17 protein-coding genes are annotated in these 13195 nt (G+C 67.8%); all 17 read left to right on the top strand.

Features of this window, described 5'->3' with window-relative positions:
- Positions 1-12: 12 nt before the first annotated feature.
- The 17 genes from CRO50_RS13995 (at position 13) to CRO50_RS13920 (ending at position 13116) form a co-directional block, all read left to right on the top strand.
- Entirely contained in the window at positions 13-990 is a 978-nt protein-coding gene (locus tag CRO50_RS13995) for an NAD(P)H-dependent flavin oxidoreductase (RefSeq protein ID WP_097146537.1), read from the top strand.
- A 12-nt stretch (positions 991-1002) separates the two neighbouring features.
- Positions 1003-2958 carry an ATP-binding protein gene (locus CRO50_RS13990; protein WP_097146536.1) on the top strand — a complete coding sequence of 652 codons (1956 nt, stop codon included), beginning with the start codon at positions 1003-1005 and terminating at the stop codon, positions 2956-2958.
- Positions 2955-3635 (top strand): glutathione S-transferase family protein, encoded by a 681-nt coding sequence (locus tag CRO50_RS13985; protein ID WP_097146535.1) that lies wholly within the window; start codon positions 2955-2957, stop codon positions 3633-3635. Before CRO50_RS13990 ends, CRO50_RS13985 begins: the two co-directional genes overlap by 4 nt.
- Positions 3636-3705: 70 nt before the next feature.
- Positions 3706-4557: a hydroxymethylglutaryl-CoA lyase gene (locus CRO50_RS13980; protein ID WP_097146534.1), complete on the top strand. Its 852-nt coding sequence runs from the start codon at positions 3706-3708 to the stop codon at positions 4555-4557.
- Complete coding sequence (locus CRO50_RS13975; protein WP_097146533.1) at positions 4554-5339, top strand: crotonase/enoyl-CoA hydratase family protein; 786 nt, start codon at positions 4554-4556, stop codon at positions 5337-5339. The genes CRO50_RS13980 and CRO50_RS13975 overlap by 4 nt, the downstream gene beginning before the upstream one ends.
- 357 nt (positions 5340-5696) lie before the next feature.
- Positions 5697-6062, top strand: coding sequence for an NADH-quinone oxidoreductase subunit A (locus tag CRO50_RS13970; RefSeq protein ID WP_097146532.1), 366 nt, complete (start codon positions 5697-5699; stop codon positions 6060-6062).
- The gene (locus CRO50_RS13965) at positions 6062-6586 is read left to right on the top strand and encodes a NuoB/complex I 20 kDa subunit family protein (RefSeq protein ID WP_029375571.1); all 525 of its coding nucleotides are present in this window, start codon (positions 6062-6064) and stop codon (positions 6584-6586) included. The genes CRO50_RS13970 and CRO50_RS13965 overlap by 1 nt, the downstream gene beginning before the upstream one ends.
- A gap of 15 nt (positions 6587-6601) precedes the next feature.
- The gene (locus CRO50_RS13960; RefSeq protein WP_097146531.1) at positions 6602-7210 is read left to right on the top strand and encodes an NADH-quinone oxidoreductase subunit C; all 609 of its coding nucleotides are present in this window, start codon (positions 6602-6604) and stop codon (positions 7208-7210) included.
- Positions 7210-8424 carry an NADH-quinone oxidoreductase subunit D gene (locus CRO50_RS13955; RefSeq protein ID WP_097146530.1) on the top strand — a complete coding sequence of 405 codons (1215 nt, stop codon included), beginning with the start codon at positions 7210-7212 and terminating at the stop codon, positions 8422-8424. The genes CRO50_RS13960 and CRO50_RS13955 overlap by 1 nt, the downstream gene beginning before the upstream one ends.
- Positions 8424-8582 (top strand): hypothetical protein, encoded by a 159-nt coding sequence (locus tag CRO50_RS20195; protein ID WP_157791713.1) that lies wholly within the window; start codon positions 8424-8426, stop codon positions 8580-8582. Before CRO50_RS13955 ends, CRO50_RS20195 begins: the two co-directional genes overlap by 1 nt.
- Positions 8582-8878 (top strand): hypothetical protein, encoded by a 297-nt coding sequence (locus CRO50_RS13950; protein WP_097146529.1) that lies wholly within the window; start codon positions 8582-8584, stop codon positions 8876-8878. The genes CRO50_RS20195 and CRO50_RS13950 overlap by 1 nt, the downstream gene beginning before the upstream one ends.
- Before the next feature lie 103 nt (positions 8879-8981).
- Positions 8982-10109: an NADH-quinone oxidoreductase subunit E gene (locus tag CRO50_RS13945; protein WP_097146528.1), complete on the top strand. Its 1128-nt coding sequence runs from the start codon at positions 8982-8984 to the stop codon at positions 10107-10109.
- A gap of 12 nt (positions 10110-10121) precedes the next feature.
- A complete protein-coding gene (locus CRO50_RS20190; RefSeq protein WP_179747290.1) occupies positions 10122-10706 on the top strand; it encodes a helix-hairpin-helix domain-containing protein in 585 nt (194 codons plus the stop codon).
- A gap of 3 nt (positions 10707-10709) precedes the next feature.
- Positions 10710-10946 (top strand): DUF5337 domain-containing protein, encoded by a 237-nt coding sequence (locus tag CRO50_RS13935; RefSeq protein WP_097146526.1) that lies wholly within the window; start codon positions 10710-10712, stop codon positions 10944-10946.
- A 3-nt stretch (positions 10947-10949) separates the two neighbouring features.
- Positions 10950-12251 carry an NADH-quinone oxidoreductase subunit NuoF gene (gene nuoF / locus CRO50_RS13930; protein ID WP_097146525.1) on the top strand — a complete coding sequence of 434 codons (1302 nt, stop codon included), beginning with the start codon at positions 10950-10952 and terminating at the stop codon, positions 12249-12251.
- A gap of 2 nt (positions 12252-12253) precedes the next feature.
- Positions 12254-12622 (top strand): hypothetical protein, encoded by a 369-nt coding sequence (locus CRO50_RS13925; protein WP_143516925.1) that lies wholly within the window; start codon positions 12254-12256, stop codon positions 12620-12622.
- Positions 12616-13116 carry a DUF3291 domain-containing protein gene (locus tag CRO50_RS13920; RefSeq protein WP_097146523.1) on the top strand — a complete coding sequence of 167 codons (501 nt, stop codon included), beginning with the start codon at positions 12616-12618 and terminating at the stop codon, positions 13114-13116. Before CRO50_RS13925 ends, CRO50_RS13920 begins: the two co-directional genes overlap by 7 nt.
- Positions 13117-13195: the final 79 nt, after the last annotated feature.

Here is a 13195-nt window from a genome sequence, read left to right as displayed (position 1 = left end):
CGGGGCGGCCCGATGATCCGCACCCGGCTGACAGACCGTCTGGGGCTCGCCCATCCGGTGGTCTCGGCGCCCATGGCGCGGGTCGCGGGCGGCAGGCTTGCGGCGGCGGTTTCGGGTGCGGGCGGGCTGGGGCTGATCGGTGGCGGCTATGGCGATCCCGACTGGCTCCGCCATGAGCTGGCCCAGGCCGGCAATGCGCGGGTCGGCACGGGGTTCATCAGCTGGAAACTGGCGGAGGCCGGTGCCCAGGGTGAGGCCCTGCTGGAGGAGGTCCTGTCGCGGGACCCGGCACTGCTTTTCCTGTCGTTCGGAGAGCTCGGGCGCTTTGCCCGGATGGCCCAGGCGGCGGGCGTGCCGGTGATGGCACAGGTGCAGGACCTGGCCCAGGCGCGGGCGGCGGTGCAGGCGGGGGCCATCGCGCTGGTGGCGCAGGGCACCGAGGCCGGGGGCCACGGCGCCAGCCGCGCGACCCTGCCCTTGGTGCCCGAGGTGGCCGACATGCTGGCCCGCGAGGCGCCCGAGGTTCTTTTGCTGGCCGCCGGGGGCATCGCCGACGGCAGGGGCCTTGCCGCATCGCTGATGCTGGGCGCCGACGGGGTGCTCTGCGGCACGGCCTTCTGGGCCGCCGAAGAGGCCCTTGTGCCCGAGGGCCAGCGCCGCGCGGCCATGGCGGCTTCGGGCGACGCCACCTGCCGTTCGTCGCTTTGGGACGTGGCGCGGGGCATCGATTGGCCCGACCAGTGGAACCTGCGCGGCATGCGCACCGATTTCCAGGATGGCTACGAGGGGCGGCTGGAGGCCCTGGCCGCAGACGAGACGGCGCGCGCCGAATGGCTCGACGCCGCCGCCAGGGGCGATGCGCAGATCGCGGGCCCCATCGTCGGCGAGGCCATCGGCCTGCTGCGGCAGATCCGGCCCGCCGCCACCATCCTCGAGACCATGATCGCCGAGGCCGCTGCCCTTCTGGGCGGTGGCTGGCAGCGCAACTGAGGGAGAAAGCATATGGCGGAACGGCTCTTTGCAAAGATCCTCGTGGCCAACCGGGGCGAGATCGCCTGCCGGGTGATCGCCTCGGCGCGCCGGCTGGGCATCGCCTCGGTTGCGGTGCATTCCGAGGCCGATGCCGATGCGCTGCATGTGCGCCTGGCGGACGAGGCGGTCTGCATCGGCGGTGCGGCCCCTGCCGAGAGCTACCTGCGCATCGACCGTATCGTCGAGGCGGCGCAGGCCACCGGCGCCGAGGCGGTGCATCCGGGCTACGGCTTCCTGTCCGAGAACCCCGCCTTCGTCGAGGCGCTGGAGGCGGCGGGGATCACCTTCATCGGCCCCTCGGCCGAGGCCATCCGCGCCATGGGCCTGAAGGGCGCGGCCAAGGCGTTGATGGAAGAGGCAGGGGTCCCGGTGGTGCCCGGCTATCACGGCACCAACCAGGAGCCCGAGCATCTGGCCGCCGAGGCACGGCGCATCGGCTATCCGGTGCTGCTGAAGGCCGTGGCGGGCGGCGGCGGCAAGGGCATGCGGCGGGTCGATGGCCCCGAGGGGTTCGCGCAGGCGCTGGCCTCTGCCCGTGCCGAGGCCAGCGCCGCCTTCGGCAATCCCGACATGTTGGTCGAGAAATACATCCGCGATCCGCGCCATGTCGAAGTGCAGATCTTTGGCGACGGCCGCCGCGCGCTGCATCTCTATGAGCGCGATTGCTCCTTGCAGCGCCGTCACCAGAAAGTGATCGAAGAGGCCCCCGCGCCGGGGATCTCGCCCGAGACCCGCGCCGCCATGACCGAGGCCGCCGTTCGCGCTGCCGAGGCCATCGGCTATCGCGGCGCGGGCACGGTGGAATTCATCGCCGATGGCTCTGACGGGCTGCGCCCCGACGGCTTCTGGTTCATGGAGATGAACACCCGCCTGCAGGTGGAGCACCCGGTGACCGAGGCCGTCACCGGCATCGATCTGGTGGAATGGCAGATCCTGGTGGCGGCGGGGGCGGGGTTGCCGCTGGAGCAGGAGCAGATCCAGCTGGATGGTCACGCGGTCGAGGCCCGGCTCTATGCCGAGGACCCCGCCGCAGGCTTCCTGCCCGCCACCGGACGTCTGGCCCGGCTGGCCTTCCCCGAGGGGCTGCGGGTGGATACCGGCGTCCGCGAGGGCGACGAGATCTCTCCGCATTACGACCCGATGATTGCCAAACTCATCGCCCATGGACCCAGCCGCGAAGCCGCCTTCCAGCGGCTGCATGCGGGGCTGCGGGACGTGGAGCTGGCCGGGACGGTGACGAACCTGGGCTTCCTGCAGGCGCTCTGCTCTGATCCGCAGGTGCGCGCGGCTGCGCTGGATACCGGGCTGATCGAACGCCGGGCCGAGGCGCTCTGCCAACTGCCCGCGCTCGCGCCCGCCGCGCTTGCCTGGGCGGCCATGGTGGCGCTCGACCTCTCCGGTCCTCCCGCGCCGCGGCGGGGCTTCACGCTCTGGGCGCCGCTCTGCCACCTGGTGCGGCTGGCGGTCGAGGGAGAGGAGCACGAGGTGCGCCTCTGCCTTGGCGATGGCCGCCACGAGGCGCATGTGGGCGGCGAGGTCATCGCCCTGGACTGGCGCGCCGGGGCCTGGTGGACCGGGGCCAAGCGCGCCCCCGCCTGGCACCGCGAGGGCGATCAGGTCACGCTCTTCGGCGGCGCGCCCCGTCGGATCGAAATCCTGCGTCCCGGAGCCGAGGCCGCAGAGGCGCAGGGCGGCGACGTGATCCTGGCGCCGATGCCGGGGCTCTTGCGCGCGCTGCGGGCAAATGCGGGCGACCGGGTTGCAGCCGGGCAGCCACTGGCTATCCTTGAGGCCATGAAGATGGAACATGCGCTCAGCGCCCCGCGAGACGGTGTCATCGCCGAAATCCTTCAGCCCGAGGGCGCCCAGGTCGACGCCGGGGCCGCTCTCATCCGCCTGACCCCCGAAGAGGAGGGCCAGTCATGATTACCCTGCACCACTGCGCAGGCTCCCGTTCGATGCGGGTGCTCTGGCTTCTGAACGAGCTGGGCGAGCCCTTCGATATCTCGATCCGCCCCTTCGACGCCTCGCTGCGCCAGCCCGACTACCTTGTCGCCTCGCCCGCGGGCCGCGTGCCCGCGCTGGAGCTGGAAGGCGAGACCTACTTCGAGAGCCTCGCGATCATGGAGATCCTCTGCGAACGCTTCCCGGCCCGTGGCCTGGGGCGGCTGCCGGGGGACCTGGACCGGCCCGACTGGCTGGTCTGGCTGCATTTCGCCGAGACCATCTCGCAGCACTGCGCGGCGCTGACCCAGCAGCATATCGTGCTCTTCGAGGACTGGCAGCGATCGCCCACCGTGATGAAGATCGAGGTGGCCCGGCTGAAGAAGTGCTTCGCCGCCATCGAGGGCCGCCTTTCCACCCCGCTTGAAAACCGCGACTACCTGCTGACCTCGGGCTTCTCGGCGGCCGATATCGCCGTCGGCCAGGCGATCTGGATGGCGCTGCATTACACCGATCTGGAAGGCTTCCCCGAGACCGCCGCCTGGTACGAGCGGATCACCGAGCGGCCCGGTTTCCGTGATGCCCTGCCCGAACCGGGCACCGGGGTCTTCGCGCGGGAATTCTATGCGCAGCCCGCAGAGGCGCCGCCCGTCGGCTAGAAGGCCCGTCGGCTAGAAGGCTGGCGAGGGCCGGAAAAACGGGCAGGCTCTGATCCTTGGAGGAGGGAAGATGGCCGAGACAGTGGAGATCGTCGAGGTCGGCCCGCGCGACGGGCTGCAGAACGAGGCGCGCGCGATTCCGGTGTCAGAGAAGGTGGCGCTGGTCGATTGCCTGTCCCGCGCCGGGTTCCGCCGGATCGAATGCGCCAGCTTTGTCAGCCCGAAGTGGGTGCCCCAGATGGCGGGCTCGGCCCAGGTGCTGGCCGGGATCACCCGCGCGCCGGGGGTCCTTTATACCGCGCTGACGCCTAACCTGCGCGGTCTCGAGGATGCGCTGGTGGCAGGGGCCGACGAGGTGGCGGTCTTCGGCGCCGCCTCGGAAGGCTTCAGCCGCGCCAATATCAACGCCTCGATCGACGAGAGCCTCGCGCGGTTCCGCCCGGTGGTCGAGACCGCCCGCACGGCGGGGCTGGGGGTGCGGGGCTATGTCTCCTGCGTGACCCATTGCCCCTATGACGGGCCGGTCGCGCCCGCCGCCGTGGCCCGCGTCGCGGCCGAGCTCTTCGACATGGGCTGCACCGAGATCTCGTTGGGCGAGACCCTTGGGCGGGCGCAGCCCGAGGAGGTCGGCGCGATGCTGGACGCGGTGCTGCACGAGATCCCTGTGGAACATGTGGCAGGCCATTTTCACGACACCGGCGGCCGGGCGCTGGCCAATGTCGAGCGCGCGCTGTCCCATGGTCTGCGGATCTTCGATGCTTCGGTGGGCGGCCTCGGCGGCTGCCCCTATGCGCCGGGAGCGGCGGGCAACGTGGCCACCGGGGCGCTGGCGGCGCATCTGGCAGGGCTGGGCCATGAGACCGGGCTGGACATGGAGGTGCTGGCCGAGGCCGGGGCACTGGCAAGGGAGATGAGGTCATGAGCTATCAGACGATCCGCATCGAGCGCACAGGGCGCGGCGTGGCCTGGCTCTGGCTCGCGCGGGGCGAGAAGCACAACGCCATGTCGGCGCAGATGATCGCCGAGCTGACCGGGGCCGCGCGGGACCTGGGCGCGGATGATACGGTGCGGGTGGTGGTGCTGGCGGGGGAGGGGCGCAGCTTCTGCGCCGGGGCCGACCTGGGCTGGATGCAGGACCAGATGCAGGCCGACGCGGCGACGCGCCGCCGCGAGGCGCGGGCGCTGGCGGACATGCTGGGCGCGCTCGACGCGTTGCCCAAGCCGCTCATCGGGCGCATCCACGGCAATTGTTTCGGCGGCGGCGTCGGGCTGGTGGCCTGCTGCGACCAGGCCATTGCCTCGGACCGGGTGCAACTGGCGCTGACCGAGACCCGGCTGGGCCTGATCCCCGCCACCATCGGCCCCTATGTCCTGGCCCGCACCGGCCCCGCCGGGGGGCGGCGCATCTTCTTCCAGGGGGCCCGTTTCGACGCCGAGGCGGCGCTTCGGCTGGAGCTCTTCGCCGAGGTCGTGACGCCCGAAGCGCTGGACCAGGCCGTCAAGGCCGCCATCGCGCCGATCCTCGAAACCGCCCCGCAGGCGGTGGCGCGGGCCAAGGCGCTTGCCCGCCGCTTGGGCAATCCGCCCTCTGCCGAGGAAATTGATCATAGCATCGAGGAACTTGTCGCCTGCTGGGAGGGCGAGGAAGCGCAGGAGGGGATCGCCGCCTTCTTCGAGCGCCGCAAGCCGCGCTGGCAGGGCTGAACACGGTCTGCTCTCTGCGCCCGGTTGCAGAACATTGTCCCGGCTCGCGCCTGCCATGTCATTGACCTTGGGTCAGTTTTTCCGCTCCCGGCGGTGCCGTCGGGAAATCCGATTGATTCCGTCAAGTATACCCGAGTGATTCCGTTGGGTTTCCCCGCCATTGCGGCAATGCGGCGTTAACTCTGCGCGCCAAGATCAAATCCATGGTATTCAATTGTTTACGAAGGTTCTTCATCCCGCATGCTAACCGTCTAAAACGCTCTCCTTCGGTTGACCCTGCCGGGGGGCGGGCGTAAAACCCGACCTAGCCTTGAGGGTCCCCGAGCGGACCCCCGCCGCCCATGAAAGGAGCCATTCGTGGAAGAGATGCTGCGGGAATATCTTCCCATCCTCATCTTTCTCGCGGTCGCGATCGTCCTTGGCCTGGTCCTGATCCTCGCCGCCCTGATCATCGCTGTCCGTAACCCCGATCCGGAAAAAGTCAGCGCCTACGAATGCGGGTTCAACGCCTTCGATGATGCGCGGATGAAATTCGACGTCCGGTTCTACCTGGTCTCGATCCTGTTCATCATCTTCGACCTCGAAATCGCGATGCTCTTCCCCTGGGCCGTGGCCTTCAAGGACATCTCGATGGTCGGGTTCTGGTCGATGATGGTCTTCCTGTTCGTCCTGACCATCGGCTTCGCCTACGAATGGAAGAAGGGAGCCCTGGAATGGGAGTGATGACCTCTGCCAACACCGCTGGTGCCGACAAGGAAGTCGCCACCCAGGCGCTGAACCGGGAACTTCAGGACAAGGGCTTCCTGCTGACCTCGGCCGAGGACCTGATCACCTGGGCGCGGACCGGCTCTCTGCACTGGATGACCTTCGGTCTGGCGTGCTGCGCCGTCGAGATGATGCACACCTCGATGCCGCGCTACGACATTGAGCGTTTCGGCACCGCGCCGCGCGCCTCGCCGCGCCAGTCCGACGTGATGATCGTCGCCGGCACGCTGACCAACAAGATGGCCCCCGCGCTGCGCAAGGTCTATGACCAGATGCCCGAGCCGCGCTACGTGATCTCGATGGGCTCCTGCGCCAATGGCGGTGGCTACTATCACTACTCTTATTCCGTGGTACGCGGCTGTGACCGGATCGTGCCCGTGGACATCTATGTCCCCGGCTGCCCTCCGACCGCAGAAGCGCTGGTCTACGGCATTCTTCAGCTGGCGCGGAAGATCCGCCGCACCGGCACTCTGGTACGCTAAGGGCAGGGGGAAATCATGAGCGAAGCTCTGAAGGAACTGGGTGCCCACATCGAAGTGCGGCGTCCCGATTGCGTGGCAGGCTGGGAGGTCGCCTTCGGCGAGCTGAACATCGACGTCACGCCCTCGAACATCGTGGGCTTCGTCGAGTTCCTGCGCACGGACAACTCGTGCAAGTTCTCGTCGCTGGTGGACATCACCGCGGTGGACTACCCCGAGCGCGCCAAGCGCTTCGACGTGGTCTACCACTTCCTGTCGATGTACACGAACCAGCGCGTTCGCCTGCGCGTCGCCGTGCGCGAGGACGAGATGGTCCCCTCGATCGTCAGCGTCCACCCCTCGGCCAACTGGTTCGAGCGCGAAGTCTTCGACATGTTCGGCATCGTCTTCTCGGGCCACCCGGACCTGCGCCGCATCCTGACCGACTACGGTTTCCGCGGCCACCCGCTGCGCAAGGACTTCCCGACCACCGGCTACACCGAAGTGCGTTACGACGAAGTGCAGAAGCGCGTCGTCTACGAGCCGGTCAAGCTGGTCCAGGAATACCGCCAGTTCGATTTCATGTCCCCCTGGGAGGGGGCCGAGTACATTCTTCCCGGTGACGAGAAGAAAGAGGAGGCGAAGTGATGGACGGCTCCAAAGGTTTTGACGACGCCCAGACGGGCGAACAGCAGATCCGCAACTTCAACATCAACTTCGGGCCGCAGCACCCGGCGGCACACGGCGTGCTGCGCCTCGTGCTCGAGCTTGACGGCGAGATCGTCGAGCGTTGCGATCCCCACATCGGCCTGCTTCACCGCGGCACCGAGAAGCTGATGGAAAGCCGCACTTACCTCCAGAACCTGCCCTACATGGACCGGCTGGATTACGTGGCGCCGATGAACCAGGAACATGCCTGGTGCCTGGCCATCGAGAAGCTGACCGGCACCGAGATCCCGCGGCGGGCCTCGCTGATCCGCGTGCTCTTCTGCGAGATCGGCCGTATCCTGAACCACCTGCTGAACGTGACCACCCAGGCCATGGACGTGGGCGCGCTGACGCCGCCGCTCTGGGGCTTCGAGCCGCGTGAAGACCTGTGCATCTTCTACGAACGGGCCTCTGGCGCGCGTTTCCACGCCGCCTATTTCCGTCCCGGCGGTGTGCACCAGGATCTCAGCGACCAGCTGATCGACGATATCGAGGAATGGGCGATCGAATTCCCCGCCAAGCTCGACGACATCGACAGCCTGCTGACCGAGAACCGGATCTTCAAGCAGCGTAACGTCGACATCGGCGTGGTGACCGAGGAAGAAATCCAGCAATGGGGCTTCTCGGGCGTCATGGTGCGGGGCTCGGGCCTGCCCTGGGACCTGCGTCGCGCGCAGCCCTACGAATGCTACGACGAGTTCGACTTCCAGATTCCCGTCGGCAAGAACGGCGATTGCTACGACCGCTACCTCTGCCGCATGGCCGAGATGCGCGAGAGCGTGAAGATCATGCGCCAGGCCATCGTCAAGCTGCGCGAAACGCCCGGCGACGTGCTGACCCGTGGCAAGCTGACCCCGCCGAAGCGCGGTGAGATGAAGACCTCGATGGAGGCGCTCATCCACCACTTCAAGCTTTATACCGAGGGCTTCCACGTCCCCGCGGGCGAGGTCTATGCCGCCGTCGAAGCGCCGAAGGGCGAATTCGGCGTCTACCTGGTGGCCGATGGCTCCAACAAGCCCTACCGCGCCAAACTGCGCGCGCCGGGCTTCCTGCACCTGCAGGCGATGGACCACGTGGCCTCGGGGCACCAGCTGGCGGATGTGGCGGCGATCATCGGTACCATGGACATCGTCTTCGGCGAGGTCGACCGCTGATGGGATCGGTGACCATTTCCCTCTGGCAGCTCCTCGTGGGGGCCGTTTGCGGCGTGTTGGCCGTGCTCGGCGCGCGGGGCAGCTCGCGTCTGGTCGTGGGCGCGGTGATCGGGGCGGCGGCCGCCGTGCTGATGGATATCGCACGGGGGTACTTCTGATGGTCACCGCACAGCTTCTTCGCCTGACGGCACCTCTCGCGGCCCTGGCGCTTGCCGCCTGCACCGCGGGCCTGCCCGAAGACCTGCCCGCCGGCGCGGCCGAGGGCTTCAACGACGCGGTGGCCTCGGTCGGCTGCGTGCTGAGGACCGAACGCGATTACCTGCCGGTGGAGCTGCAGACGGGTCTGACCCGCGAGCAGGCCATCGAGATGGCGCAATACAAGATCGCCACGGGCGATGCGGTATCCCTGCCGGACGGCGCGGTGCAGCTCGTGGTGGGGGAATGTGCCGCCTGAGGCGGCGGGCGGGACGCATGCGCCCTGCCACGGATGAATGGCCCGAGGGGCCGCAGCGGGGACGACCTCGCGGAACAGAGAGTAAAGGACGGGACCTGAGCCGATGCTGAGACGCCTGCACCAAGACCAGCCCGAAAGCTTCGCCTTCACCGAGGCGAACCTGAAGTGGGCCGAAGGCCAGATTTCCAAGTACCCCGAGGGCCGCCAGGCCTCGGCGGTGATCCCGCTCCTGTGGCGTGCCCAGGAACAGGAAGGCTGGCTGAGCAAGCCCGCCATCGAATATGTCGCCAAGATGCTGGACATGGCCGATATCCGTGTCCTCGAAGTGGCGACCTTCTACTTCATGTTCCAGCTGCAGCCCACGGGCTCGGTGGCCCATATCCAGATCTGCGGCACCACCACCTGCATGATCTGCGGCTCCGAGGACCTGATCTCGGTCTGCAAGGACAAGATCAACGCCAAGCCGCATGAGCTTTCCGCCGATGGCAAGTTCTCGTGGGAAGAGGTCGAGTGCCTTGGCGCCTGCGCCAATGCGCCCATGGCCCAGATCGGCAAGGATTACTACGAGGACCTGACCGCCGAGAAGCTGGCAGAGCTGCTGGACAAGCTGGCCGCCGGCGAAGTGCCGGTGCCGGGTCCGCAGAACGGCCGTTTCTCCTCCGAGCCCGAAGCCGGGCTGGTGGCGCTGACCGAATGGGAAAGCGGCCGTACCCAATACAACGCCTCCGTGGCCCGCGCGGTCGAGGTGGGCGACGGCATCAAGCGCATCGACGGCACCGAAGTGCCGCTGCTGACGCCCTGGCGTGACCAGAAGCCCGAAGGCCCGGCCGGCAAGCCCAAGGTCGAGAAAGAACCCAAGCCCGCGGCCGACAAGCCGGTCTCGAAGGCCGGCGCGACCAAGCAGGAAGCCAATGCGACCGCCAAGGGCAAGCCCGCCAGCGCCGAGCCCGCCGTGGCCGCCGCCGATGTCGAGGCCGCCGGCGAGGGTGCGAAGCCCGAGGCCCTGGATGCGGCCCGTGACGGCAAGGCAGATGACCTGAAGAAGATCTCCGGCGTCGGTCCGAAGCTGGAAGGCGTGCTGAACGAGATCGGCATCTTCCACTTCGACCAGATTGCTGCCTGGGATGCCGCGCAGGTGGCCTGGGCCGATCAGAACCTGGTCGGCTTCAAGGGCCGTGTCAGCCGCGACGACTGGGTTGGCCAGGCGCGCAAGCTGGCCAAGGGCGAGTAAGGGACCAGGGGCATGACCGGGATGAGCAAGGACATGTGCAGGACGGTGGGGATGGCGCTTGGCGCCGCCCTGGCGCTTGTGCTGCTCCTGTCTCTTTCCCAGCCCCTCGGTCTGCTTCCGGCCCTGCTGCTGGCGCTGATTGCCGCCGCGGCGGTGCTGACGGGGTTCAACCGTTTCCTCTGCGCCTCTTCGGCGGGGCAGGGGCCGGTGCAGGCCTCCGTCGCCGAAGCGCGTGAGGCCGTGGCCGCGCCCGCGGGCGAGATGCAGCCCGGCGCCATCCCGGCGCCCGAGGTCGCCCCGAAGGCGGCGTCGGTTGCGAAGCCCGAGCTGGCCGAGGTCGAACCCCCGGTGGTCGAGGCCCCCGCGACCGAGACGGTGACGAAGGATGACCTGCAGCAGCTGAAGGGCGTCGGCCCCAAGCTGGCGCAGGCGCTGAATGACGCAGGCGTGCTGAGCTTTGCCCAGATCGCCAGCTGGACCGAGGCCGATGTGGCCTGGGTCGAAGAGAACGTGAAAGGGGCCCGCGGGCGCATCGGCCGGGATGGCTGGATCGCCCAGGCGCAGGCCCTGACCGCCGCAACCGAAGCGGCGGATTGAGGAATGGAGATGGTGGAAGACAGAGCCAAGGAACTGGAACTGGCCCGCAAGGGGCGCATGGTGGCGATCGTGATCGCCGTGACCATGCTGCTCTGGATGGGTCTGCAGTTCGTCGGCGGCCAGCTTGGCCTGCCGGAGCGTTTTGTTTTCCTCTTCGATTTTGCCGCCATTGCCGCCTTCGTCTGGGCGCTGGTGGTGGTGGCGCAGATCTGGCGCGCGCGCCGGAATGACAAAGGGTAAGACATGCTCAAGGATCAGGACCGCATCTTTACCAATCTCTACGGCATGAACGACCGCACGCTGAAAGGCGCGCAGGCTCGTGGCCATTGGGATGGCACCGCAGGCATCCTTGCCAACGGGCGCGACTGGATCATCAACCAGGTGAAGGACTCAGGCCTTCGCGGCCGTGGCGGTGCGGGTTTCCCGACCGGCCTCAAGTGGTCCTTCATGCCGAAGGAAAGCGACGGTCGCCCGTCCTACCTGGTGATCAACGCCGACGAATCCGAACCCGCGACCTGCAAGGACCGCGAGATCATGCGCCACGATCCGCATACGCTGATCGAAGGTGCCCTGATCGCCGGTTTCGCCATGAACGCGGTTGCGGCCTACATCTACATCCGCGGCGAATACATCCGCGAGAAGGAGGCCCTGCAGGCCGCCATCGACGAGGCCTATGACGCGGGTCTCATCGGCAAGGACGCCTGCAAGTCCGGCTATTCCTTCGACGTCTTCCTGCACCACGGGGCAGGGGCCTATATCTGCGGCGAGGAAACGGCGCTGATCGAAAGCCTGGAAGGCAAGAAGGGCATGCCCCGGATGAAGCCTCCGTTCCCCGCCGGTGCCGGTCTCTATGGCTGCCCGACCACGGTGAACAACGTCGAATCCATCGCCGTCGTGCCGACCATCCTGCGCCGCGGCCCCGAGTGGTTCAGCTCTTTCGGGCGTCCGAACAACGCCGGCACCAAGCTGATGGCGCTGACCGGCCACGTGAACAACCCCTGCGTCTTTGAAGAGCAGATGTCCCTGTCGGTGCGCGAGATCATCGAGCATCACGGCGGCGGCATCCGCGGCGGCTGGGACAACCTGAAGGCCATCATCCCCGGCGGTGCCTCCTGCCCGGTGCTGCCCAAGGAGAAGCTGGAAGACGCGATCTTCGACTTCGACTGGATGCGCCAGAACCAGAGCTCCTTCGGCACCGGCTGCATGATCGTCATGGATAACTCCGTCGACATCGTGAAAGCCGTCTGGCGCCTGTCGAAGTTCTTCAAGCACGAGAGCTGCGGCCAGTGCACGCCCTGCCGCGAAGGCACGGGCTGGATGATGCGCGTCATGGACCGTCTCGTCACAGGTCAGGCCGAGGTCGAGGAAATCGACATGCTGCTGGACGTGACCAAGCAGGTCGAAGGCCACACCATCTGCGCTCTGGGCGATGCGGCCGCCTGGCCGATCCAGGGCCTGATCCGTCACTTCCGTGACGAGATCGAGGACCGCATCAAGCGCCAGAAGACCGGCCGCTCGGCCACCATCCTGACGGCGGCGGAATGATCATGACCGACGCGCGTCATACCCCCCTTCGCCTTCTTGGCCTGGCGCTTTGCGCGGCCCTGGCGCTGTCGGCCTGCAGCCGCAGCCAGGCGCTGAGCAAGAACAAGCGCCCGGTCTTCGACGGCCAGCTCTTCCGCATGAGACTGGCCGCCGAAAAGGACGCCCCGGCCAATTTCACCGTCGCGGTGAAGGATGCGGGCAAGAGCCTTGCGGGGGCCCGTGACGCGGGCCGCTATGAAGCCGTCAACCATTGCATCGAGTACTTCGGCTCGTCGCGCATCGACTGGATCAACGGCCCCGATGCGCCCGACGAAGCCCTGCAGTTCCAGGGCTCCGACCTGATCCTCAGCGGGGTGTGCCGCGGATGGTGAACCGGCCCGGATATCACCTGGCGGAGCTCAACGTGGGCCGTCTCGTCGCCGAGACGGATGACCCGCGCGTGGCCGAGTTCATGGGCGCGCTCGACCGTGTGAACGGTCTGGGCAAGCGCATGCCCGGCTTCGTCTGGATGATGGAGGGCTCGGGCGAGCCCGGCACCGGCAATACCGAGAACGCCATCGGGGACGATCCCCGCTTCGTCGCCAATCTCACCGTCTGGGAAGACCTGCCCAGCCTCGAGCACTTCGTCTGGAACACCGTGCACCGGCAGTTCTACGAACGCCGCGCCGAGTGGTTCGAGGTCCTGGGCGAGATGCATTTCGTCATGTGGTGGGTGCCCGAGGGGCATCAGCCCACCCTGGACGAGGCGATGGAGCGGCTGGAGCACCTGCGCGAGAACGGCGCCTCGGATCACGCCTTCGGCTGGGCCTGGCTGCGCGAGCAGGGGCTTTGGCAGAAACACGCCTGCGGCGGGGCGGCGGCATGAGCGGCCTGGCACTCATCCGGCGCGGTGGCGCGGCGTTGCTATTGAATAGCAAGCGCTCTGGCGTGGCTCTGCGAGGGGA

Source organism: Pseudooceanicola antarcticus (assembly GCF_900215355.1).
GTDB classification, from domain to species: Bacteria; Pseudomonadota; Alphaproteobacteria; order Rhodobacterales; family Rhodobacteraceae; genus Pseudooceanicola; species Pseudooceanicola antarcticus.
The sequence above is the reverse complement of the archived record's forward strand: the minus strand, read 5'-3'. Positions and strand labels throughout refer to the sequence as shown.

Excerpts from the sequence above, each read along its gene's own strand:
- CRO50_RS20195 (WP_157791713.1), top strand. The coding sequence starts at position 8,424 with ATGGGATCGGTGACCATTTCCCTCTGGCAGCTCCTCGTGGGGGCCGTT.
- CRO50_RS13955 (WP_097146530.1), top strand. The coding sequence starts at position 7,210 with ATGGACGGCTCCAAAGGTTTTGACGACGCCCAGACGGGCGAACAGCAG.
- CRO50_RS13965 (WP_029375571.1), top strand. The coding sequence starts at position 6,062 with ATGACCTCTGCCAACACCGCTGGTGCCGACAAGGAAGTCGCCACCCAG.
- CRO50_RS13980 (WP_097146534.1), top strand. The coding sequence starts at position 3,706 with ATGGCCGAGACAGTGGAGATCGTCGAGGTCGGCCCGCGCGACGGGCTG.
- CRO50_RS13985 (WP_097146535.1), top strand. The coding sequence starts at position 2,955 with ATGATTACCCTGCACCACTGCGCAGGCTCCCGTTCGATGCGGGTGCTC.
- CRO50_RS13935 (WP_097146526.1), top strand. The coding sequence starts at position 10,710 with ATGGAGATGGTGGAAGACAGAGCCAAGGAACTGGAACTGGCCCGCAAG.
- CRO50_RS13960 (WP_097146531.1), top strand. The coding sequence starts at position 6,602 with ATGAGCGAAGCTCTGAAGGAACTGGGTGCCCACATCGAAGTGCGGCGT.
- CRO50_RS13975 (WP_097146533.1), top strand. The coding sequence starts at position 4,554 with ATGAGCTATCAGACGATCCGCATCGAGCGCACAGGGCGCGGCGTGGCC.
- CRO50_RS13920 (WP_097146523.1), top strand. The coding sequence starts at position 12,616 with ATGGTGAACCGGCCCGGATATCACCTGGCGGAGCTCAACGTGGGCCGT.
- CRO50_RS13945 (WP_097146528.1), top strand. The coding sequence starts at position 8,982 with ATGCTGAGACGCCTGCACCAAGACCAGCCCGAAAGCTTCGCCTTCACC.
- nuoF (WP_097146525.1), top strand. The coding sequence starts at position 10,950 with ATGCTCAAGGATCAGGACCGCATCTTTACCAATCTCTACGGCATGAAC.
- CRO50_RS20190 (WP_179747290.1), top strand. The coding sequence starts at position 10,122 with ATGACCGGGATGAGCAAGGACATGTGCAGGACGGTGGGGATGGCGCTT.
- CRO50_RS13925 (WP_143516925.1), top strand. The coding sequence starts at position 12,254 with ATGACCGACGCGCGTCATACCCCCCTTCGCCTTCTTGGCCTGGCGCTT.
- CRO50_RS13950 (WP_097146529.1), top strand. The coding sequence starts at position 8,582 with ATGGTCACCGCACAGCTTCTTCGCCTGACGGCACCTCTCGCGGCCCTG.
- CRO50_RS13995 (WP_097146537.1), top strand. The coding sequence starts at position 13 with ATGATCCGCACCCGGCTGACAGACCGTCTGGGGCTCGCCCATCCGGTG.
- CRO50_RS13990 (WP_097146536.1), top strand. The coding sequence starts at position 1,003 with ATGGCGGAACGGCTCTTTGCAAAGATCCTCGTGGCCAACCGGGGCGAG.